The 19672-nt window shown below is 70.2% G+C and carries 17 protein-coding genes and 1 pseudogene; 6 read left to right on the forward strand and 12 right to left on the reverse strand.

From position 1 onward, the window contains the following. Nucleotides 1-9: 9 nt before the first annotated feature. Together E1P53_RS03930 and E1P53_RS03935 are read right to left on the reverse strand one after the other, a co-directional pair. Nucleotides 10-930, reverse strand: coding sequence for a mechanosensitive ion channel family protein (locus E1P53_RS03930; RefSeq protein ID WP_131733828.1), 921 nt, complete (start codon nucleotides 928-930; stop codon nucleotides 10-12). Between the two features lie 102 nt (nucleotides 931-1032). Further along, nucleotides 1033-2349, reverse strand: a complete 1317-nt coding sequence (locus E1P53_RS03935) for a M23 family metallopeptidase (RefSeq protein ID WP_131733529.1) — start codon at nucleotides 2347-2349, stop codon at nucleotides 1033-1035. 180 nt (nucleotides 2350-2529) lie between these two features. Between E1P53_RS03935 and E1P53_RS03940 the strand changes: the two genes are divergently transcribed. Beyond that, the gene (locus tag E1P53_RS03940) at nucleotides 2530-3558 is read left to right on the forward strand and encodes a nucleoside hydrolase (protein ID WP_131733530.1); all 1029 of its coding nucleotides are present in this window, start codon (nucleotides 2530-2532) and stop codon (nucleotides 3556-3558) included. A 38-nt stretch (nucleotides 3559-3596) separates the two neighbouring features. After that, nucleotides 3597-4547: a TIGR03560 family F420-dependent LLM class oxidoreductase gene (locus E1P53_RS03945; RefSeq protein WP_109236950.1), complete on the forward strand. Its 951-nt coding sequence runs from the start codon at nucleotides 3597-3599 to the stop codon at nucleotides 4545-4547. Nucleotides 4548-4589: 42 nt separating this feature from the next. Here E1P53_RS03945 and meaB read toward each other — a convergent pair whose 3' ends face one another. From meaB to E1P53_RS03960, 3 genes are read right to left on the reverse strand one after another with little or no spacing between them, the layout of a single operon-like run. Beyond that, nucleotides 4590-5588 (reverse strand): methylmalonyl Co-A mutase-associated GTPase MeaB, encoded by a 999-nt coding sequence (meaB, locus tag E1P53_RS03950; RefSeq protein ID WP_109236949.1) that lies wholly within the window; start codon nucleotides 5586-5588, stop codon nucleotides 4590-4592. Then, complete coding sequence (gene scpA, locus E1P53_RS03955) at nucleotides 5588-7864, reverse strand: methylmalonyl-CoA mutase (protein WP_131733531.1); 2277 nt, start codon at nucleotides 7862-7864, stop codon at nucleotides 5588-5590. Before scpA ends, meaB begins: the two co-directional genes overlap by 1 nt. After that, nucleotides 7861-9807: a methylmalonyl-CoA mutase family protein gene (locus E1P53_RS03960; RefSeq protein WP_131733532.1), complete on the reverse strand. Its 1947-nt coding sequence runs from the start codon at nucleotides 9805-9807 to the stop codon at nucleotides 7861-7863. Before E1P53_RS03960 ends, scpA begins: the two co-directional genes overlap by 4 nt. A gap of 245 nt (nucleotides 9808-10052) precedes the next feature. Here E1P53_RS03960 and E1P53_RS03965 point away from each other — a divergent pair, with 245 nt between their 5' ends. The 3 genes from E1P53_RS03965 (at nucleotide 10053) to E1P53_RS03975 (ending at nucleotide 12098) form a co-directional block, all read left to right on the forward strand. Beyond that, nucleotides 10053-10814, forward strand: coding sequence for a TVP38/TMEM64 family protein (locus E1P53_RS03965; RefSeq protein ID WP_109236946.1), 762 nt, complete (start codon nucleotides 10053-10055; stop codon nucleotides 10812-10814). Between the two features lie 88 nt (nucleotides 10815-10902). Then, complete coding sequence (locus E1P53_RS03970) at nucleotides 10903-11508, forward strand: hypothetical protein (protein WP_131733533.1); 606 nt, start codon at nucleotides 10903-10905, stop codon at nucleotides 11506-11508. Beyond that, nucleotides 11505-12098, forward strand: a complete 594-nt coding sequence (locus E1P53_RS03975) for a hypothetical protein (RefSeq protein WP_131733534.1) — start codon at nucleotides 11505-11507, stop codon at nucleotides 12096-12098. The genes E1P53_RS03970 and E1P53_RS03975 overlap by 4 nt, the downstream gene beginning before the upstream one ends. On the opposite strand, the pseudogene E1P53_RS03980 reads toward E1P53_RS03975, so the two are convergent. The 3 genes and pseudogenes from E1P53_RS03980 to E1P53_RS03990 all read right to left on the reverse strand — a co-directional run bounded on the left by E1P53_RS03980 (nucleotide 12095) and on the right by E1P53_RS03990 (nucleotide 14852). After that, a pseudogene (locus tag E1P53_RS03980) lies at nucleotides 12095-13381 on the reverse strand (SPFH domain-containing protein). The gene E1P53_RS03975 and the pseudogene E1P53_RS03980 sit on opposite strands and share 4 nt — an antisense overlap. 174 nt (nucleotides 13382-13555) lie before the next feature. Then, the gene (locus E1P53_RS03985) at nucleotides 13556-13984 is read right to left on the reverse strand and encodes an NfeD family protein (RefSeq protein ID WP_131733535.1); all 429 of its coding nucleotides are present in this window, start codon (nucleotides 13982-13984) and stop codon (nucleotides 13556-13558) included. A 40-nt stretch (nucleotides 13985-14024) separates the two neighbouring features. Next, nucleotides 14025-14852 (reverse strand): DUF3097 domain-containing protein, encoded by an 828-nt coding sequence (locus E1P53_RS03990; RefSeq protein WP_040526495.1) that lies wholly within the window; start codon nucleotides 14850-14852, stop codon nucleotides 14025-14027. A 162-nt stretch (nucleotides 14853-15014) separates the two neighbouring features. Between E1P53_RS03990 and E1P53_RS03995 the strand changes: the two genes are divergently transcribed. Then, the gene (locus tag E1P53_RS03995; protein ID WP_131733536.1) at nucleotides 15015-15845 is read left to right on the forward strand and encodes an Rv1486c family protein; all 831 of its coding nucleotides are present in this window, start codon (nucleotides 15015-15017) and stop codon (nucleotides 15843-15845) included. Here the strand turns inward: E1P53_RS03995 and E1P53_RS04000 are convergent. The 4 genes from E1P53_RS04000 to fabG1 form a co-directional block, all read right to left on the reverse strand. Then, nucleotides 15815-16471 carry a hypothetical protein gene (locus E1P53_RS04000; protein ID WP_165484395.1) on the reverse strand — a complete coding sequence of 219 codons (657 nt, stop codon included), beginning with the start codon at nucleotides 16469-16471 and terminating at the stop codon, nucleotides 15815-15817. The two genes, E1P53_RS03995 and E1P53_RS04000, sit on opposite strands and share 31 nt — an antisense overlap. Nucleotides 16472-16943: 472 nt before the next feature. Next, nucleotides 16944-18017 (reverse strand): ferrochelatase, encoded by a 1074-nt coding sequence (locus E1P53_RS04005; RefSeq protein WP_131733538.1) that lies wholly within the window; start codon nucleotides 18015-18017, stop codon nucleotides 16944-16946. 5 nt (nucleotides 18018-18022) lie between these two features. Continuing rightward, nucleotides 18023-18862 (reverse strand): NADH-dependent enoyl-ACP reductase InhA, encoded by an 840-nt coding sequence (inhA, locus tag E1P53_RS04010; RefSeq protein WP_006899484.1) that lies wholly within the window; start codon nucleotides 18860-18862, stop codon nucleotides 18023-18025. Nucleotides 18863-18920: 58 nt separating this feature from the next. Continuing rightward, on the reverse strand, nucleotides 18921-19655 hold the full coding sequence (fabG1, locus tag E1P53_RS04015; RefSeq protein WP_131733539.1) for a 3-oxoacyl-ACP reductase FabG1: 735 nt from the start codon (nucleotides 19653-19655) through the stop codon (nucleotides 18921-18923). Between the last annotated feature and the right edge of the window lie 17 nt (nucleotides 19656-19672).

Genomic DNA, 19672 nt, shown 5'->3' on the forward strand with positions numbered 1-19672 from the left:
CTTCAGGCCTCAGTTCGCCTCCATCGCCATCGCACGGACGTACGGCAGGTCGACGGAGTTGTCCACGAACGCCCGCAGGATGGCCCGTCGCAGACGCCGCTGAACGGCCCACTGGCCGTTGGGCTTGGTCTTGACCGTCACGCGCAGCACGATCTGGTCGGACGCCACCTCCTGCACGCCCAGCATCTCGACCGGGCCCAGCACATCGGTGTCGTCGTCGGCGAGGGCCTGCCGGGCCGCCTCGTCGGCGACGCGCTGCGCCTCGTCGATGTCGGCGCCCGGCGCCACGGGCACGTCGACGCGGGCGACCGCGTACTCCTGGCTCATGTTGCCGACGCGGGCGATCTCGCCGTTGCGGACGTACCAGAGCGTGCCGTCGACGTCGCGCAGCGTGGTGACGCGCAGTCCCACCGTCTCGACCTCGCCGACGGCCTCCCCCAGGTCCACGATGTCGCCGACGCCGTACTGGTCCTCGAGGAGCATGAAGACCCCGGTCACGAAGTCGCGCACGAGGTTCTGCGCGCCGAAGCCGATCGCGAGGCCCACGATGCCGGCGGAGGCGATGAACGGGGCGATGTTGACGCCGAGGACGCTCAGCACCGACAGCACGACCCAAACGAGCAACACGATCGACACCGTGGACTTGAGCACCGAACCGATCGTGGCGGCCCGCTGGGCGCGCCTGGCGGCGATCTGGGCACTACGTTCCGTCGGGGCGTTTCTGGGCCGCAGAGAGCGGATCAGGGCCGCGCTGCGCGGCTTCTCGCCGTCCTTGGCTCGCGGACGGGTGGCGCGGTCGACGGCGCGGTGGATCGCGTACCGCGCGACGAGCGCCGCGAGGACGTAGGCGACGATGCGGATCGGGTTCTCGACGAGCCATTCGCGGTTCGTCTCGGTCCACTCGAACGCGCGGGTGGTCACGTCCGGCATCGACAGGTCATGTGGTGACAGGTCAGGGGTCGGAGGGGTCATCTACCCGACCGTACGGACGCATCCGCTCCTGTCGAGGCGCCCGCCGCCGCGCGGGCGCCGTCAGCCGACGCGGAAGGTGACGACGCTCTGGTCGAGGATCATCCGGTCCTCTTGTGTGGAAACCGCCACACCGGGCGCCATCTTCAGCGGGACCCCGGTGCCCTCCGAGGCGTCGAAGGCGGCGGTGTCGGCGACGCGGCCGGTGATCTCGAACACGTCGGTGACGCTGGGCACGCCCTGCGAGGTGAGGAACGACGGGCCGTTCATGACGTGGACGTGCAGATGCGGGGCGACGGAGTTGCCGGTGTTGCCGACCTTGCCGATGACCTCGCCGCGCCTGACCTTGTCGCCCGGCTTGAAGCGCACCGATCCGGGCTGCATGTGGGCGTAGTTGACGTAGAAGCCGTCCCCGATGTCGAGGACGAGGTTGTTGCCGTCGGCGTCGGCGATCGGCAGGTTCGCCGGGTACTCCCCGGGCACCTGCTCGGGCAGGTCGTTGCGGCTCGCGACGACGGTCCCGTCCGCGACGGCGAGGACGTCGTCTCCGTAGATGCGGTAGCTCGCCGGGTCCTTCGGGTCGCCGACGAAGATCTTCCCGTCGGGACCGGCCTGCTCCCAGTCGACCGCATAGCGCTGTGCGATGACGGGCGAGCCGTCGAGCGGCAGCACGGCACGGGTGTGGCGGACCGCGTCGCAGCAGGCGTCGGCGGCGATGTAGTGCTCGCCGTTCAGCGGCGGGCCCAGCACCGGCACCTCGTCGTCGTCGACCTCGACCGCGGCGATCCGCTCGGTGGTCCGCCGCCGCTCCGGCGGCGCCTCGTCGGCGCGGACGTCGATCTCGTGGCTCAGACTCTTCGGGGCCTTCCCGTCGAAGGTGACGTGCAGGAACAAGACACCGTTCTGGCCGGGAGCGAGGACCGCGGAGAACCCTTCGGGCGCCCCGGGACTCGGCGCCGACGGCGCGCCGGTGGGCTTGAGCCGGGCGTCCACACCGGCCTCGTCGAGCTCCAGCATGGTCACCGACGCGCCGGCACCCTCGTCGTCGGCGTCGTGGTCGTGCCCGTCGTCCGGGTCGTGATCGCTGCCGAAGACCGTCACGCCCGCGATGGTCACCGGGGTCGGCATGAAGTTGGTGAGCGAGATCTCGTAGACCAGGTGGTCCTTGCCGTCCGACCCGGGGAACGGCGTCGGTGCGAACATGACCTCGCCGACGACCGGCGTGACCACCGGGGTGGGGATCGAGGGCACCGCACCGGTCGAGGTGTCCTCGCCACTGCCGCACGCCGCGAGCAACAGTGCCGCGCACGCGCCGACCGCGACCGCCGCGCGCCTGGGCGCGAGCGCCGACGAGAAGCGACGTGCCGGCCCCCCGCCCAACGGGCCATGGCCCGACGATCGACGATCCGACGAAAGACGCCTCGGTGAAAGACGTTGTGCGATCACGGTTCCTCCGCGCAGTGGTGGCAGCCGTCGAGCGACGGCATATGTCTTGGGGAATCGTAGGGCCGAACCCGTCCGGATGCGGCGCGTAGCGGGCCAAACGGCACAATCGGGTGCATGACCCAGCGACTGTTCTTCGACTGCGACACCGGCATCGACGACTCGGTCGCGCTGCTGTATCTGTTGGCGCGCCCCGACGTCGAGATCGTCGGGATCGCGTCGACCGCGGGCAACGTGCCCGTGGACGTCGTGACGGCCAACAACCTGGCGTGGCTCGAACTGTGCGGCCGGCCCGACATCGCGGTCCACGTCGGCTCGCCCGCTCCCCTGGTCGCCGATCTGATGACCACCGAGGACACCCACGGCCCGCTCGGCGTCGGCCACGCCGAGCTGCCGACCCCGACCATCACCCCCAGCCCCGTCGACGCCGCCGACGCGTGGATCGAGGCCGCCCACGCACACGACGGCGAACTCGTCGGCCTGGCGACGGGCCCGCTCACCAACCTCGCGATCGCGATCCGCCGGGATCCGACGCTGCCGTCGCGGCTTCGGCGGCTGGTGATCATGGGCGGCGCGTTCCACGCCCACGGCAACACCACGGCGGTGTCGGAGTGGAACGTCGCGGTCGACCCGGAGGCCGCCGCGGAGGTGTTCGCGGCCTTCGGGACCGCCGGCGCCCCGGCGCCGATCGTGTGCTCCCTCGACCTGACCGAGCAGGTCGTCATGACGCCCGACCACCTCGTCCGCCTCGCCGCGGCGGCGGGGAGCACGCCGCTGGAATGCCCGGACGCCGACGACGAACGCGGGACGAGGTCGGTGGCCGACAACGAGATCGTCCGGCACCTGACCGACGCCCTGCGGTTCTACTTCGAGTTCCACCACGACCACGAGCACGGTTACTTCGCCCACCTGCACGATCCGTTCGCGGCGATGGTCGCCCTCGATCCCGGTCTGGTGGAGACGATCCCGGCGCATGTGGGGGTGGAACTGACCGGCACGCTCACGCGCGGCATGACGGTCGCCGACGAGCGGTGGATGCCCGCGGGACCCAACGCGCGCATCGCCACGGGCGCCGACGTCGACGCCGTCTTCGACGAGCTGACCGAGCGGATCGGGACATTCGCGCGATCACTCGCGCATCGCTGAACCGCACACGACAGACGTTGCGGGACTAGGGTCGACGCGTGACCCGACTCGGCTACCAGATCGCCAACTTCACCTACCCCGACGTTCCCGACGAGCAGTTGTTCGCGACGATCGTCGCGCAGGCGAAGGAGGCCGAGGCCTCCGGTTTCGACACCGTCTTCGTGATGGACCACTTCTATCAGCTGCCGATGCTCGGGGAACCCGACGATCCGATGATCGAGTGCTACACGCTGCTGTCGGCGCTGGCCCAGCACACTTCCACGGTGCGGCTGTCGTCCCTGGTCACCGGTAACACGTACCGGAACCCGGCGTTGCTCGCGAAGACCGTCACCGCCCTCGACATCGTGTCCGGCGGTCGCGCGCAGCTCGGGATCGGCGCAGGATGGTATGAGCTCGAACACGATTCGCTCGGGTTCGAGTTCGGCACCTTCACCGACCGGTTCGAGAAACTCGAAGAGGCGCTGCAGATCATCCGCGGCATGCTGGCCGGCGATCGGCCGACCCTCGACGGAAAGCGGTACCGGGTGCGCGAGGCCCTCAACGTGCCCGCGCCGCTGTCGACGATCCCGGTGATGATCGGCGGCGGCGGCGAACGCAAGACGCTGCGGATGGTCGCGCAGTACGCCGACGAGTCGAATCTGCTGTGCCCGCCGGCCGACATCCCCCGCAAGCTCGCCGCCCTCGACGAGCACTGCGAGCGGCTCGGACGGGATCGCTCGGAGATCACCGTGACCGTGCAGACCTACGTGTGCATGGCGCCCACCCACGACGAAGCGGTCGCCGAGTTCGAGGAGTACGTGCGGCGCACGCCGGCGGCCGAGGTGCGTCGCGGGCAGATGATCATCGGCGACCCCGACGAGGTCGCCGCGCGCTACGCCGAGATCCTGGCCGCGGGAGTCGACGGCTTCACCGTCAACGCGGCCGCCAACGGCCATGTGCCGGGCCGGGTCTCACTTCTCGGCGAGACGCTGGCACCGCTGCTGGCCTGACGCAGGGCGAGCCGCCCCGCCGGAGCCCGGAACCGGATGCTCTCAGCGCCGGTCGAAGGCGTCGACGATCCGCTGGGCGGCCAGCGCCGGCGTCAGCGTGCCCTCGCGCACCCGCTGCTCGACGTCGTCGCGGATCTCGGCCACCGTCGGCGACTCGTGCAGGCGCGAAAGCACGATGTCGTGCACCATCGACCACGTCCAGTCGATCTGCTGCCGGTTGCGCCGGGCGTCGAACTCGCCGGCCTCCCGCAGCGTCTTGTTGTGCTGGAGGACGGCCTTCCAGAACTCGTCGACGCCGGTGTTCTCCATCGCCGACATCGTCAGCACCGGCGGCGTCCACAGCGCGTCGTGCGGGTACATCAGGTGCAGCGCGTTGCGCAGCTCCCGGGCGGCGGCCTTCGCCTCGTTGACGTGCTTGCCGTCGGCCTTGTTGACCACGATGACGTCGGCGAGCTCGAGGACGCCCTTCTTGATGCCCTGCAGCGAGTCACCGGTGCGGGCCAGCGTCAGGAAGGTGAACGTGTCGACCATGTTGGCGACAGTCACCTCGGACTGGCCGACGCCGACCGTCTCCACCAGCACGACGTCGAAGCCGGCCGCCTCGACGAGCACGATCGACTCGCGGGTCGCCTTCGCGACACCGCCGAGCGTGCCCGAGGTCGGGGACGGGCGGACGTAGGCACGGGGGTGCGACGACAGTCGCCCCATCCGGGTCTTGTCGCCGAGGATCGACCCCTTCGTCCGCGTAGAACTCGGGTCGACGGCCAGCACCGCGACCTTGTGGCCGAGTTCGATGAGGTGCATGCCGAGCGCCTCGATCGTCGTCGACTTGCCGACACCGGGCACGCCGGTGATCCCGACGCGGAACGAGTTGCCCGCGTGCGGGGTCAGCTTCAGGAGCAGCTCCTGCGCGGCGGCCCGGTGGTCGGCACGTTTCGACTCCACCAGCGTGATCGCCCGCGCCAGGTCGGCGCGGCGATCGGCCAGCACGGCCTCGGCCATGGCATCGACGTCGACCTGACGCCGAGGTCGGTCGGCCATCAGTTCGCGGACGTACCGGCGTCGGACAGGTCGAGATCCAGCCCGAGCTGGTCGGACAGCTTGCCGATGAGCTCCACGGCCGAGTCGGCGATGACCGACCCGGGCGGGAAGATCGCCGACGCGCCGGCGGCATACAGCTCGTCGAAGTCGCCCGGCGGGATGACGCCGCCGACGACGATCATGATGTCGTCGCGGCCGACCTCCTCGAGCGCCTTCTTCAGGGCGGGGACCAGGGTCAGGTGACCGGCTGCCAGCGACGACACGCCCACCACGTGCACGTCGTTGTCGGCGGCCTGCTGGGCCACCTCCTCCGGCGTGGCGAACAGCGGGCCCACGTCGACGTCGAAGCCGAGGTCGGCGAAGGCGGTCGCGATCACCTTCTGGCCGCGGTCGTGGCCGTCCTGGCCCATCTTCGCGACCAGCACGCGCGGCTGGCGGCCCTCGGCGTCGGCGAACTTGCGCACCGCCTCCATGGCCGCGTCGATGTTGCTCACCTCACCCGCCTCGTTCCGGTAGACGCCGCTGATGGTCTTGATCTCCGCCTGATGGCGGCCGTAGACCTTCTCGAGCGCCTCGGAGATCTCGCCGACCGTCGCCTGGTGGCGAGCGGCCTCGATGGCCAGGGCCATCAGGTTGTTCTCCATGCCGCCCTCGCTCGACGCCGCGGCGCGGGTCAGGTCGGCGAGCGCACGCTCCACTGCGGCCGAGTCACGCTGAGCGCGAAGGGTCTTCAGCTTCTCCAGCTGCTCGGCGCGCACCTTCGAGTTGTCGACCTTGAGGACCTCGATCTCCTCGTCGTCGGCGACCTGGTACTTGTTCACGCCGATCAGCGGCTGCTGGCCGGAGTCGATGCGGGCCTGGGTGCGGGCCGCGGCCTCCTCGATGCGCAGCTTCGGCAGGCCCTCGTTGATGGCCTGCGTCATGCCGCCGGCCTCTTCGACCTCGCGGATGTGCTTGCGCGCCTTCTGCGCGAGCTGATGGGTGAGCCACTCGACGTAGTTCGAGCCCGCCCACGGGTCGATCGGCCGCGTGGTGCCCGACTCCTGCTGCAGCAGCAGCTGGGTGTTGCGCGCGATGCGGGCCGAGAAGTCGGTCGGCAGCGCGATCGCCTCGTCGAGGGCGTTGGTGTGCAGCGACTGCGTGTGGCCCTGGGTCGCGGCCATCGCCTCGACGCAGGTGCGGGCGACGTTGTTGAACACGTCCTGCGCGGTCAGCGACCAGCCCGAGGTCTGCGAGTGGGTGCGCAGCGACAGCGACTTCGGGTTCTTCGGCCCGAACTCGGCGACGAGCTCGCTCCACAGCAGGCGCGCGGCGCGGAGCTTGGCGACCTCCATGAAGAAGTTCATGCCGATGCCCCAGAAGAACGACAGGCGCGGCGCGAACTTGTCGATGTCCAGACCGGCGTCGAGGCCGGCGCGGATGTACTCGACGCCGTCGGCGAGGGTGTACGCCAGCTCCAGGTCGGCGGTCGCGCCCGCCTCCTGGATGTGATAGCCGGAGATCGAGATCGAGTTGAACTTCGGCATCTTCTGGCTGGTGTACTCGAAGATGTTCGAGATGATCCGCATCGACGGCTTCGGCGGATAGATGTAGGTGTTGCGGACCATGAACTCTTTGAGGATGTCGTTCTGGATGGTCCCCGCCAGCTTCTCCGGCGGGACACCCTGCTCCTCGGCCGCGACGACGTAGAGCGCCAGGATCGGCAGCACCGCGCCGTTCATCGTCATCGACACCGAGACGTTGCCCAGGTCGATGCCGTTGAAGAGCTGGCGCATGTCGAGGATCGAGTCGATCGCCACACCGGCCATGCCGACGTCACCGGCCACGCGCGGGTGGTCGGAGTCGTAGCCGCGGTGGGTCGCGAGGTCGAAGGCGACCGACAGGCCCTTCTGGCCGGCGGCCAGGTTGCGACGGTAGAAGGCGTTCGACTCGGCCGCGGTGGAGAAGCCCGCGTACTGGCGGATCGTCCACGGCTGGTTGACGTACATCGTCGGGTACGGGCCGCGGATGAACGGCGCCTGGCCCGGCACCGAGTCGAGCGGGTACGGGTGCTCCGGGTCGTCGAGCACCGAGTTGCGGTCGGCCCGGGTGTAGACCGGCACGACGTCGATCTGCTCGGGGGTGTTCCAGGTGACCTGGTCGACCGTGTAGCCGTGTGCGGCGGCCAGTTCCTCGGCGACCTTCACGCCCGGGCCGGTGGGCTCGGGGGCCACCTCGGGGGTGAGAACGACCCCGGCGAAGCTCGGGATCGCCTGTGTGGGTTCGGTCTGCGTCATGCCGTCGCTCCCGTCGAGGTCAGCTGGTCGAGGAGTCCACCGAGGGTGCTCACGGCATCGATGCCGATGCGCAGCGAACCGTCGGGACGATCATCTGATTCGGGCCATTCCTTCTCCGGGCCGGCCAGCAGGACCGTCGACAACCCGGCGGCGCGAGCGGCGGCGAGAGCGGCCGGGCCGTCCTCGGCATAGCGCGCCTTGGTGCCGCAGATGACGGCGATCGGGGTCTTCGCCCCGGCCACGGCCTCGGCGATCCGGTCCGCGGTGAGCGGACCCGGATTGACGGCGGTGATGCCGCCGGCGCCCAGGAAGTTGGTCACGAAGGTGGTGCGCCCGTTGTGCTCGGCGATGCTTCCCAGCGGGATCAGCAGCACCGACGGGCGGGCGCCGGTCTCGGCGAGCACGACGTCGGAACGGTCGCGCAGCGCCTCGAAGGCGCGGCCGACGCGGGCCAGCTTCGGCGTCCCGGTCTCGATGTCGGTGACCCCCGCCGCGGTGGCACCCGGGCCCTCGGCCAGCGCGCGCTCGTCGATGTTCGGGAACTCGTTGACACCGGTGACCGCGAAGCGACGGTGCGCGACCTCCTCGTCGCGGTGGGCCAGCGCAGCGTCGACCTTCTCGGCGATCCAACCGCTCGCGAGTGCGGCACGGTAGCCGCCGGCGGCCTCGACCTCGGTGAACACCGACCACGCGTGGTCGGCGAGGTCGTCGGTGAGCGACTCGACGAACCACGAGCCGCCGGCCGGGTCGAGGACGCGGCCGATGTTGGACTCCTCGAGGAGCAGCAGCTGGGTGTTGCGCGCGATGCGCCGCGAGAACGACGGGCTCGAGGTGCGCTTGTCGGCGGGGATCGCGACGTCGTACGGCAGGACCGTGAGCTGGTCCGCACCGCCGACACCGGCGCCGAAGGCGGCGATCGTGCTGCGCAGCATGTTCACCCACGGGTCGCGCTGGGTGTACATCGACAGGTCGGTGACGGCGTGGGTGATCGCGGCACCGGCGTCCGGCGCGCCGAGGACCTGCGCGATGCGGGCCCAGATCTTGCGCAGCGCGCGGAACTTGGCGATGGTCGCGAACTGGTCGTCGTCGGCGGAGACGCCGAAGACGATCTGGCCGAGCGCGGCCTCGACGGTCAGGCCGGCGGCGCCGAGATCGCGCAGGTGCGCGACGGCGGCCGCGGCGACCAGACCGAGTTCGAGCGCGTTGTCGGCGCCCGCGGTCGCGAAATCGCTGCCGTCGACGCGGAACGCGCGCACGCCGGCGGGCAGGCCCGACGCGGCGAGGGCGGTCGCCTCGTCGGCGTCGACCGTGGGACGGCCGGAGAACGCGGCGGTCAGCGGCGAGAGACCGAACGAGAGGGTGGTGGCCGCGGTCGGCTCGGCCGCGACGGGAGCGGCCTGGGCCTTCTCCTTCAGGGCGAGCAGCTCACGGGCGGCGGCGATGCCCTCCGCGCCGGCGTCGAGCGTGACGGGCACGAGGTCGAGGTAGACGCCGCGCAGCATTGTGGCCAGATCGGCGACGCCGAGCGCTCCGCCCGGTTTGCCGACCGACAGCCAGAGTCCGCTGGCGCCGTTGGCCATCGCCTCGAGGACGAGTTCGTTGACGTCGGCCGCGCCGGTCGCGTCGTCGCCGAACCGCTCGGTGACGCGCCATCCGGCGGTGACGTCACGCTTGGGGTCGGCGCCGCGGACGAACGGGAACCGGCCGGGCAGGCCGGGCTCGTCGGTCTCGTCGCGACGCGTGTACAGCGGCCGGATGGTGAGCCCGTCCTCGGTCGTGGTCGAGAGCAGGGCCTCCGGGGTGCCGGGGAGCTCGTCGACCTCGACGCGTCGCGCCTTGGCCAGGACGGCCGCGGCGGCCTTCGACCATGCCTGGTAGGCCTGGTCGATGTCGGTCCTGTCGAGATCCGACCCGGAACGGGACTGGTCAGTTTGCTGTGGCATGTGGGGAAGCACACCTCCGTGAGTGCTCTGTGCGAGCGCGTACACGACCTTAGCCGATCGCTCGCTCGGCCCGACAACGCAGTCTGCGTGACCTACGCCACCCCTCCGGAGCCGGTGTGAGCGGCGCGGCCCCCTCGCTCACCGAATCCGTTCCCGCTCACACCGTTCGCGTGAGCGGGAACGGATCGTGTGAGCGTCGATCGAGGCCGCCCGGCCGGCCGCGGGTCGCAGAGTAGATTGACTGGGTGCCCGAGCCAGCCCCCGTCGAGGAGAGGACGACCGAACCGGGGTCGCCCGCCCCGGCGTCCGGTCGTCGCGTCCGCTTCGACAAGCGGGTGGTGCGCCGCGCCCTGATCGCCATGGCGGTCGTCGTGGCGGTGCTCGTCGGCTCGTATCTGATGCCGCTCCCCTCGATCGCCAGCGTCCGGGCGTGGGGCGACGACCTGGGACCGGCATTCGTGTGGGCGTTCTTCGCCGCCTACGCCGTGGTCACGATCTTCCCGATCCCCCGGTCGACCTTCACGGTGATGTCGGGGATCTTCTTCGGTCCGCTGGTCGGTTTCGTCGGGGCGATGATCGCGTCGACGATCGCGGCGGTCGCGGCGTTCGGCCTGGTCCGCGCGCTCGGACGCGATCGTGTCCAGCCGTTCCTGAAGAAGCCGGTGGTGCGCACCGTCGACTATCGGCTGCAGCGGCGCGGCTGGCTCGCGGTCGGGTCGTTGCGGCTCATCGCCGCGTGCCCGTTCTCGGTGGCGAACTACTGCTCTGCACTGTCCTCGGTGCGCGCACTCCCCTACACGGTGGCGAGCGTCCTGGGCATGGCGCCGGGCACCGCCGCGGTGGTCATGCTGGGCGACTCGCTCACCGGCGACACCCATCCGCTCCAGCTGGTGGTGAGCGGCGCCCTCTTCGCGATCGGCATCGGCGGACTCGTCCTCGACGCGCGGCTCCCGGTCTCCACGCCCGCCACGGCATCCGCGGACGACGCTGCGAACGACAAGTCCTGAGGCCTGTTTCGCCCGGATCAAGGCCGAACTCTTGATCAATCCAGTCCTGGAGCTTGATCTTGCCAATTCAAGTATCTAGCCTTGAGTGATGTTCGTCATGACGGTGGACCAGCGCGGCAGCCGCAAGGACGTCGACCGGGTCGAGGACCTGCTGTCCACACTGGCCGGCATCGACACGGTACGACCCTTCGAGCGGACCGCGGGTGACGAGATCCAGGCCGTCCTCGACGACCCGGCAGTGTGTGCGCAACTCGCCGTCGGCCTGGCCGCCGACGGGCACTGGAGCGTCGGGATCGGCACCGGCGACGTGGAAGTGCCACTCCCCGAGTCCACGCGGGCCGGTCGCGGTGCCGCGTTCATCCATGCCCGCGATGCCGTCGAGGCGGCCAAACGCGGGCGGATCCCGTTGTGCGTCCGCGGCCCCGACCCCCGGTGGTGTCGACATGCGCAGACCGCCGGACGGCTGATCGCCGACGTGATCGCCGGCCGCAGCGACGCCGGGGCCGAGGCGGTCGCGCTCATGCGGCGCGGCTTCACCCAGGTCGAGGCGGCCGCCGAACTCGGGATCTCGCCGCAGGCGATGAGCCAACGCCTCCGCACGGCGGGCTGGGACCTCGAGGCCGACTCCCTCGACCTGCTCGCGGACACACTCGCCGAGGCCGACCGGGCCGCGACCGGAGGAGCCACACGATGACCGCTGCCGCGCTGACGCTCTTCGTGCTGACGGCACTCGCTCCGGCGGTCTGGCTCGCCGCCGATCGCGCGACCCGCGACCGCCATCTGTTCGGGCTGCTCCCCTCGACGGTTGCGTCGCTGCTGCGGGCCGTCGGACTCGTGGTGCTTGCCGGCCTCGCCTCGGCAACGGCGATCGTCGCGACGGCGGCCGGCCCCGCCACGGGATTCTGGGCACATGCGGCACCGGTGATCGCGGCGGCGGCCGCGGTGACCGGCGGCGGACCGATCGTGCGGGCGGTGCTCGCGCTGGGCGGCGTACGCCCGGCACCGGCGGCCGACGACAGCGCCGACGAGGACCCCGAGTCGACCACCGAGGTCGGCCCCCTGCGCGGTGGTCGCGTCATCGGGTATCTGGAACGCCTCGCGGTGGTCTCGACCCTGATGGCGGGTTGGCCCGAGGGCCTCGCGATCATCCTCGCGGTAAAGGGCCTCGCCCGCTATCCGGAGCTACGCGCGCCGCAGGCGTCGGAGCAGTTCATCATGGGCACCTTCGTCTCGGTGCTCTGGGCGATCGGCATGGCCGGCATCGAGCACCTCCTCACGAACTAGCGGTCCCCGCCGGGGTACGGGTCCTGCGTGGGCGAACCGGGATCATACGACTGCGGGGTGTCGGCGCCCTGGCCGTACGGCTGTTGTGCGTAGGACCCCGCAGGGGTGGACGGACCGGGCTCGGCCGAATGGCGACCGGCGTCGAGCGTGGCCTGGTCCGGAGCGGGCGACGTGGCGAGCTCGGGGGCGACCGGCGTGCGCGCGACCGCCTCCGCCTCGGCGACGGCCTGCGCGACCTCCGGGTCCGGTGCGAGCGAGAACCAGTCCTCGGTCTCGGTCTCGTCGACGGCCGACGGCTCGGACTCCGACGGCTGGTAGCGGAACACCCCGTCGTCGCCCTGGACGCCGAAGGACTTCGCGAAGGACTGCAGTGCCGAACCGAAGTCGCTCGGCACCACCCACACCTTGCTGCCCTCCCCCTTGGCCATCTCGGGCAGCTGCTGCAGGTACTGGTAGGCGAGCAGTTCCGGGGTCGGCTTGGCGGACTTGATCGCCGCGAAGGTCTTCTCGATGGCCTTGGCCTCGCCCTGTGCCTGCAGGTAGGCGGCCGCGCGGTCGCCCTGGGCCCGCAGGATGCGCGACTGGCGTTCGGCCTCGGCGGCGAGGATCGCCGCCTGCTTGGCGCCCTCGGCGGCCAGGATCTGCGACTGCTTGTTGCCCTCGGCGGTCTTGATGGCCGACTCGCGCTGGCCCTCCGCGGCGAGGATGGTCGCCCGCTTCTCGCGGTCGGCCTTCATCTGCTTCTCCATCGACTCCTGGATCGACGGCGGCGGCATGATCGACTTCAGCTCCACCCGTGCCACGCGCAGACCCCAGCGTCCGGTCGCCTCGTCGAGCACGCCGCGCAGCTGCGCGTTGATCGAGTCGCGGGAGGTGAGGGTCTGCTCGAGGGTCATGCCGCCGACGACGTTGCGGAGCGTGGTGACCGTGAGCTGCTCGACGCCCTCGACGTAGTCGTCGATCTCGTAGACCGCGGCCCGCGGGTTGGTCACCTAGAAGTAGACGACGGTGTCGATGGACAGCGTCAGGTTGTCCTCGGTGATGACCGGCTGCGGCGGGAAGGACACCACGCGCTCACGGATGTCGACCCGGGCGCGGATGCGGTCGATGAACGGCAGCAGCAGCGTCAGCTGGCCGGAGACCGTCCGGGTGTAGCGGCCGAGGCGTTCGATGACCGCCGCCTCCGCCTGCGGGATCAGCGCGATGGATTTCGCGAGCACCATCGCCACGAAGAGGATCAGGAGTATCACGACCACCAGGCCGAAGGTCTCCAAGCTGTTCATCGATCACCTTTCTCGCGTGCGGGTCGAGCAGGTCGGGTGGTCGCCGCGCTCAGGGCGCGCCGCGGGTCGCCGGGTCGTCGGGCCGGCGGTTGGGGGTCCGGTGTCCGGGGTTCGACATCGGGCGATTCGACACCGGGCGATACGACACCGGGCGATTCGACAGCTGCAGGATCATCACGGCCGCCACACGACCGCGGTGGCGCCGTCGATCTCCACGACGGTCACCTCGGTTCCGGGTTCGATCACCTGCGCCGGGTCCATCGCACGGGCCGACCAGATGTCGCCGCCGATCTTCACCCGGCCGTCGGAGCCGTCGACCTTCTCGGTGACGACGGCGTGCTGCCCTTCGAGCGCCTCGGTGTTCATCGGCACCGGCGGGCGGTTGAGCATGTGCCGCTTGGCCACCGGACGGACCGCCACCAGCAGCAGCAACGACACCGCGGCGAACACGAGGCCGTCCACCCAGATCGGCGGCTCGAACACGAAATCGGCCCCCGCCGCGGCGAGGGCTCCGCCGGCCAGCATGAGCAGCACCAGTTCGCCACCGAACAACTCCGCGACCATCAGGACGATCGCGGCGGCCAGCCACAGCAGGGCACTCATGTCCCCAGTCTGCCAGAGACGGCCGAGGCTCCCGGGCCGGTCAGCTCCGCTCGTCGGCGGCGGTCACGAAGTCGATGAGTTCCTCGACCGAGCGCAGAAGCGGGACCTCGAGATCGCGGAAGCTGCTGACACCGCCGAGGACCCGGCGCCAACCGTCGCGCGGATCGCCCCAGCCCAGTGCCTCGCACACGCCCGTCTTCCAATCCGTGCCGCGCGGGATCCGCGGCCACGCGTCGATCTTCACCGACGCGGGCTTCACCGCCTCCCACACGTCGATGTAGGGGTGGCCGCAGACGAGGACGTGCTCCCCGACCTCGGCGGTCAGGTTGGCCTCCTTGGACCCGGCCACCAGATGGTCGACGAGGACCCCGGCCCGGCGATGCGGCGCCGGCTGGAACTCGGCGAGGGCGTCGGCGAGGTTGTCGAGGCCGTCGAGGCTCTCGACCACGACGCCTTCGGCGCGCAGGTCGTCACCCCACACCCGCTCAAGCAGGGTCGCGTCGTGCACGCCCTCGACGAAGATGCGGCTCGCCCGTGCGGTCCGCGCCCGCGTCTTGGGAGCCGCGCGCGAACCCGACGCCGTCATCGCCGGCCGCTGCGGCCCGCGGACGCGAGGACGGACCAGGGTCACCGGACGGCCGTCGATGAGGAAGGCCCCGGGATGCATGAGGAACACGCGCGTACGCCCGTGACGGTCCTCCAGGCGCACCATGTCCCCGGAATAGCTCTTCTCCAGGCCCACGACCGCGCCGCAGAATCCGGTGGCGGCGTCCTCGACGACCAGGTCGCGTTCCGCGGCGACCTCCGGAGGACGCGGCTTGGCCCGCCTGGGCTGGGAGAGCACGTCGCGCCCGTACCGGTCATCCATTCCGACCATCACCTCGTTCACCACTGGAGACTTCACCTGCGGGACATTCACTTCTGCCACTTGAGTCCCACGCGTTGACGACCAACACCGTATTCGCCCTCGCGCCCGCAGTCTGGTTGCCACGCCCGGAGGCGGTCATGAGTGCGGCGTATCCTCCACTTGATGAGAAGCAGCAGGACCCTGACGCACACCGCCGCATGGCCCACCTGCGCGCTCGGCGCATGGGGGGCCGCCCGGCTCACCGGACGCTGCTCCCCCGACGACGTGATCGCCGCACTCGCCGAGTCCGCCGACCGTCACACCGTGCTTCACGAGGAAGCCGGTGACACAACCGATTCCGGCAACGGCGTGCTGGAACTGCTGTCGATCCTGCGTCCCGCCCGCGGCCTCGCGGTGCGCCTGCCGTCGACCGGTGACCCGCAGGGTCTCCCGCCGCATCCGGCGACCTCCAAGGCACTGCTCGCCAGCGAGGTGCTGCTGGTGGACGAGGGCGATACCGCGGGCACCCTGGCACTGGTCCCCGAGCTCGACACCTTCGACACCGACCCGCCGTACGTGCTCTGCCGGTGGTCGGTTTTGCGTTACGACACGCGTCTCGACCTGGGCCACCTGCTGACCGCGGGCCCGTCGGCCGGCGACCTGGAATACGAACTGCGGCAGGCGGTCGCGGAGGCGACGACGATCATCGGCGGCCTCGGGAACCGGCGGTCGGTGGATCTGGCCGACCTGCGGAAGGACCTCGCGGCGCGCACCGCCCGCCACCGGGTCGACCTGCCGCCCCACTCCCTCGACGCCCGCTCCACCCGGCTGATCGACACCGCGGCACAGGTCGAGGCCATCGTCGACCTCGCCGTCGCTCGCGGCGTCGAGGTCGGAGACACGGCGGGACAATGGGATTCAGGCGACTCCGCACTGCGCAGGCTGCAGTCGCTCACCCGTGCGGCGCGTGCCGCCGCGGTGAATCACACGATCGGAGAGCTGCTGCGGGACTGACGGAGTTCCACCCGCGCCGGTCTCGGCGGACGTTCGGACTCGATGCCGTACAGGGCGATCCCGTGGAAGTCAACGGTCGCGAAATCAGTTGCGTTCCATACCGAGCAGAACCATTCGCGTAACCGCGGGGAACCTGTCCAGGCGTAGTACGGGCGGCAGGTCTCCGCGCAGAAGCGCTCCACCCGGCGAACCAGTTCGACGAGGGTGTCACCGCCGCGCGCCTCGGGCGCGACGACGGCGATGCGGAGGTTGACGGCATCCGGCACCGGAACGGGCAGTTGCGGACTCGTCAGCCAGGCAGCTAGTCGTTCCCGGACGCCGGGAATGCGTGCGACGCGGACGAAGTCGTCGGGCGTCAGCAGCGGCGTGCCGTCGGGTGTGAGATCGGCGTCGTGCGGCTGCCACACCAGTGCGCCGACGAGGCGGCCGCTCTCGCGGGCACCCAGAACGTAACCCGCATTCAGATACGGCCGCACCAGGATCTCTGCCAGCCAGGCACGCAATTCGCGATCCGAAAGGTGCTCACCGAGCACCCAAGAATACAGCGGGATTTCGTCGACACTCGCCGAGAGGAGTTCGACGACCGAGCTGAGATCGGCCCGGGTCAGGATTCCAACCTCTGTCATCACCTGCTCCCGGGTGGGCCGCATCGGGAAAACGGCCCACCCGGGAAATCGCGTGTGTAGTGGGGACTACACCGGATCGCCGTCGTCACTGCCGCCACTCGAGCCGGAGAAGAGCGTGTCGAGAATCGGGCCGAGGATGTCGATCTCCAGACGGATTGGACCTTCTGCCATGGGAGTTCCTCTCTCGCTACTTGCCAGCCCAGTAAGGACCGTGCGAGACGCGCATCACATTTCGTTCTCGGATGTGAAACCAGGTCTCCATATGTCGTTATACACTCGTTATATATACGCGCGAGTTTTCTTCTCCCCGGAGAAGGATTCGCCCACTGGGTCATTCGTCCAAGAGTGATTCCATGGAAATGGCGCTGCGACCGCACAGGAAATCGCGACTTCAGGGAAAGAACCGCAGGTCGGAACCTGCGAACCCGACCCGAACTCGCGATTGTGCGGGGGCTGGGAATCCCGGCGGCGCTTACCGGCGGGGCCGCGCCGGGCGCTTCACCGGGACGCAGCACCGGTCGCGGCATACGCGCCCGTTGTCGCCGCATCCCATTGCGCCGAGGTCCCCGCCGCCGTCGGCGTAGGCCTGCACGAGCTCGCCGATCATCTCGATGAACCGCGGATCGGTCCCCACCGTGTCGGCGCGGACGTAGTCCATCCCGAGCCGCTGCGCGACCTCGGCCGCCTCGTTGTCGAGATCCCAGACCACCTCGAGGTGATCGGAGATGAACCCGACCGGGTACACGACGACACGCCGAATTCCCTGTGCGGCAAGGTCTTCGAGGTGATCGCAGATGTCGGGTTCGAGCCACGGGATCTGCGGCGGCCCCGAACGGGACTGCCACACCTGATCGAAGTCGCGGATGCCCAGGGCGTCGGCGACGGCCTTCGACGCGGCCATGACCTGACGCGAGTACAGTCCCCCGCCCTCGGCGGCCGGCCCGGAGGCCGCGTCGGCGGAACTCGGCACGGAGTGCGCGGTGAACACCAGACGCACAGGCTCCTCGGAATCGGCGAGCGACTCCAGGGCGCGCCGCACCGAATCGGCACCCGCGGCCACGAACGACGGATGCGACCAGTACTGCGGGAGTTTGCGCAGCAGGACGCCGCCCTCCGGGGTGGTGCTCGCAGGCTCGCGCTCGGCGAGCGCCGCGAGGGCCCGGTCGATGTCCTCGTGGTACTGCCGACACCCCGAGTAGCCGCCCCATGCCGAGGTCGGGAAGACGAGAATCCGGCGGTGCCCGGCCCGGTACATCTCGGCGAGGGCGTCCTCGGCCATCGGATGCCAGTTGCGGTTGCCGAAGTACACCGGCAGATCCAGTCCGCGCCGGGCCAACTCCGCCCGCAACGCCTCGATCATGTCCAGGTTCAGCCGGTTGATGGGCGAGACCCCGCCGAAGTGGAAGTAGTGCTCGGCCACCGCCTCGAGGCGTTCCCGCGGGATACCGCGACCCCGGGTGACGTTCTCCAGGAACGGGATCACGTCGTCGGGACCGTCGGGACCGCCGAAGGACAGGAACAGGACGGAGTCGAACGGGCTGCTCACGCCGATCACGACCCGGAGGTCATGCCCTCCGGGAACCAGGTGTTGTGGCTCGCGCCGCCGTCGACGTAGACGATCGAGCCGGTGGTGCCGGGCAGCCAGTCGCTGAGCAGCGCGCACACCGACTTCGCGACCACGGTCGGGTCGTCGACGTCCCAGCCGATGGGCGAGGCGCCGTCCCAGTACTCGTTGAGCATGTTGAGCTGCTTGGCGTCGTCGGTGGCGGTGCCGGCGATGGCCTTGGCGGCAAGGGTCTTGATCGGACCGGCGGCGACGAGGTTGGAGCGGATCTTCTTGGCGTAGCCCACTTCCCGGGCCACGTAGCGGTTGACCGACTCCAGCGCGGCTTTGGCCACGCCCATCCAGTTGTAGTACGGCATCGCGGTGCGCGGATCGAAGTCCATGCCGACGATCGAGCCGCCCTCGTTCATGACGGGCAGCACGGCGCGGGCCAGCGAGGCGTAGCTCCAGGCGGAGATCTCGAAGGCCTTCGCCGCGTCGGGGCCGGGACCCTCGAGGAACGGCTTGGCCTCGGGACCCATGAGGGTGCGCGGGGCGAACGCGATCGAGTGCAGGACGCCGTCGATGCCCTGCGGGGCGAGCTCGCGCACCTTGTCGGCGAGCGCGGCGAGGTCCTCTTCACTGGTGACGTCGAGTCCGATGGCCGGCGGCACCTCCTTCGGCAGGCGCTTGGCGATCCGGTCGATCAGCCGCAGGCGCTCGGGGATGCCGGTGATAATCACCGTCGCGCCCTGCTCCTGCGCCATGGCGGCGGCGTGGAAGGCGATCGACGCATCGGTGATGATGCCCGTGATGAGGACGGTCTTCCCGTCCAGGATTCCGCTCACGAAAGTGTGCTCCTGCTCGACGATGATGGGTGGGGTCGGTCTCGGGTGCCGGGCGGGGTCAGTGACCCATGCCCATGCCGCCGTCGACCGGGATGACCGCGCCGGTGATGTACTCGGCCTGGTCGGAGGCGAGGAAGCTGATGACCGCGGCCACGTCCTCCGGCTTGCCGGTGCGGCCGAGCGGGATGGCCTGCTTGGCCATCTCGATGTAGCGGTCCTCCATGCCGGCGGTCATGTCGGTGTCGATGAAGCCGGGCGCGACGACGTTGGCGGTGATGTTGCGCGAACCGATCTCGCGGGCGATCGACCGGGCCATGCCGATCAGGCCGGCCTTGGAGGCGGCGTAGTTGACCTGGCCGGGGACACCGGACATCGCCACGACCGAGCCGAGGAAGATCATCCGGCCCCACTTGGCGCGCTGCATGCCCTTGGTGGCGCGCTTGGCACAGCGGAAGGCGCCGGTCAGGTTCGCGTCGATGACCTTCTCGAAGGACTCCTCCGACAGGCGCATCAGCAGCATGTTGTCGGTGATGCCCGCGTTGGCGACGAGGACCTCGACCGGCCCCTGGTGGGCCTCGACCTCGGCGAAGGCCGCGTCGACCGACTCGGAGTCGGTGACGTCGCACCGGACTCCGAAGAGTTCCTCGGGAGCCCCCGAGCCGCGGTGGGTGACCGCGACCTTGTGGCCGTCGGCGGCCAGCCGCCGGGCCACGGCCAGACCGATGCCGCGGTTGCCGCCGGTCACCAGGACCGACCGGGAGGGGTTCTGCGCTTCGTTGCTAGCTGCCGTCATGGGTGTCTAACCTATCC

Source organism: Gordonia paraffinivorans (assembly GCF_900683595.1).
Taxonomy (GTDB): Bacteria; Actinomycetota; Actinomycetes; order Mycobacteriales; family Mycobacteriaceae; genus Gordonia; species Gordonia paraffinivorans.

Excerpts from the sequence above, each read along its gene's own strand:
- E1P53_RS03930 (WP_131733828.1), bottom strand. The coding sequence starts at position 930 with ATGCCGGACGTGACCACCCGCGCGTTCGAGTGGACCGAGACGAACCGC.
- E1P53_RS03940 (WP_131733530.1), top strand. The coding sequence starts at position 2,530 with ATGACCCAGCGACTGTTCTTCGACTGCGACACCGGCATCGACGACTCG.
- meaB (WP_109236949.1), bottom strand. The coding sequence starts at position 5,588 with ATGGCCGACCGACCTCGGCGTCAGGTCGACGTCGATGCCATGGCCGAG.
- scpA (WP_131733531.1), bottom strand. The coding sequence starts at position 7,864 with ATGACGCAGACCGAACCCACACAGGCGATCCCGAGCTTCGCCGGGGTC.
- E1P53_RS03960 (WP_131733532.1), bottom strand. The coding sequence starts at position 9,807 with ATGCCACAGCAAACTGACCAGTCCCGTTCCGGGTCGGATCTCGACAGG.
- E1P53_RS03970 (WP_131733533.1), top strand. The coding sequence starts at position 10,903 with ATGTTCGTCATGACGGTGGACCAGCGCGGCAGCCGCAAGGACGTCGAC.
- E1P53_RS03975 (WP_131733534.1), top strand. The coding sequence starts at position 11,505 with ATGACCGCTGCCGCGCTGACGCTCTTCGTGCTGACGGCACTCGCTCCG.
- E1P53_RS03985 (WP_131733535.1), bottom strand. The coding sequence starts at position 13,984 with ATGAGTGCCCTGCTGTGGCTGGCCGCCGCGATCGTCCTGATGGTCGCG.
- E1P53_RS03990 (WP_040526495.1), bottom strand. The coding sequence starts at position 14,852 with ATGGATGACCGGTACGGGCGCGACGTGCTCTCCCAGCCCAGGCGGGCC.
- E1P53_RS03995 (WP_131733536.1), top strand. The coding sequence starts at position 15,015 with ATGAGAAGCAGCAGGACCCTGACGCACACCGCCGCATGGCCCACCTGC.
- E1P53_RS04000 (WP_165484395.1), bottom strand. The coding sequence starts at position 16,471 with ATGACAGAGGTTGGAATCCTGACCCGGGCCGATCTCAGCTCGGTCGTC.
- fabG1 (WP_131733539.1), bottom strand. The coding sequence starts at position 19,655 with ATGACGGCAGCTAGCAACGAAGCGCAGAACCCCTCCCGGTCGGTCCTG.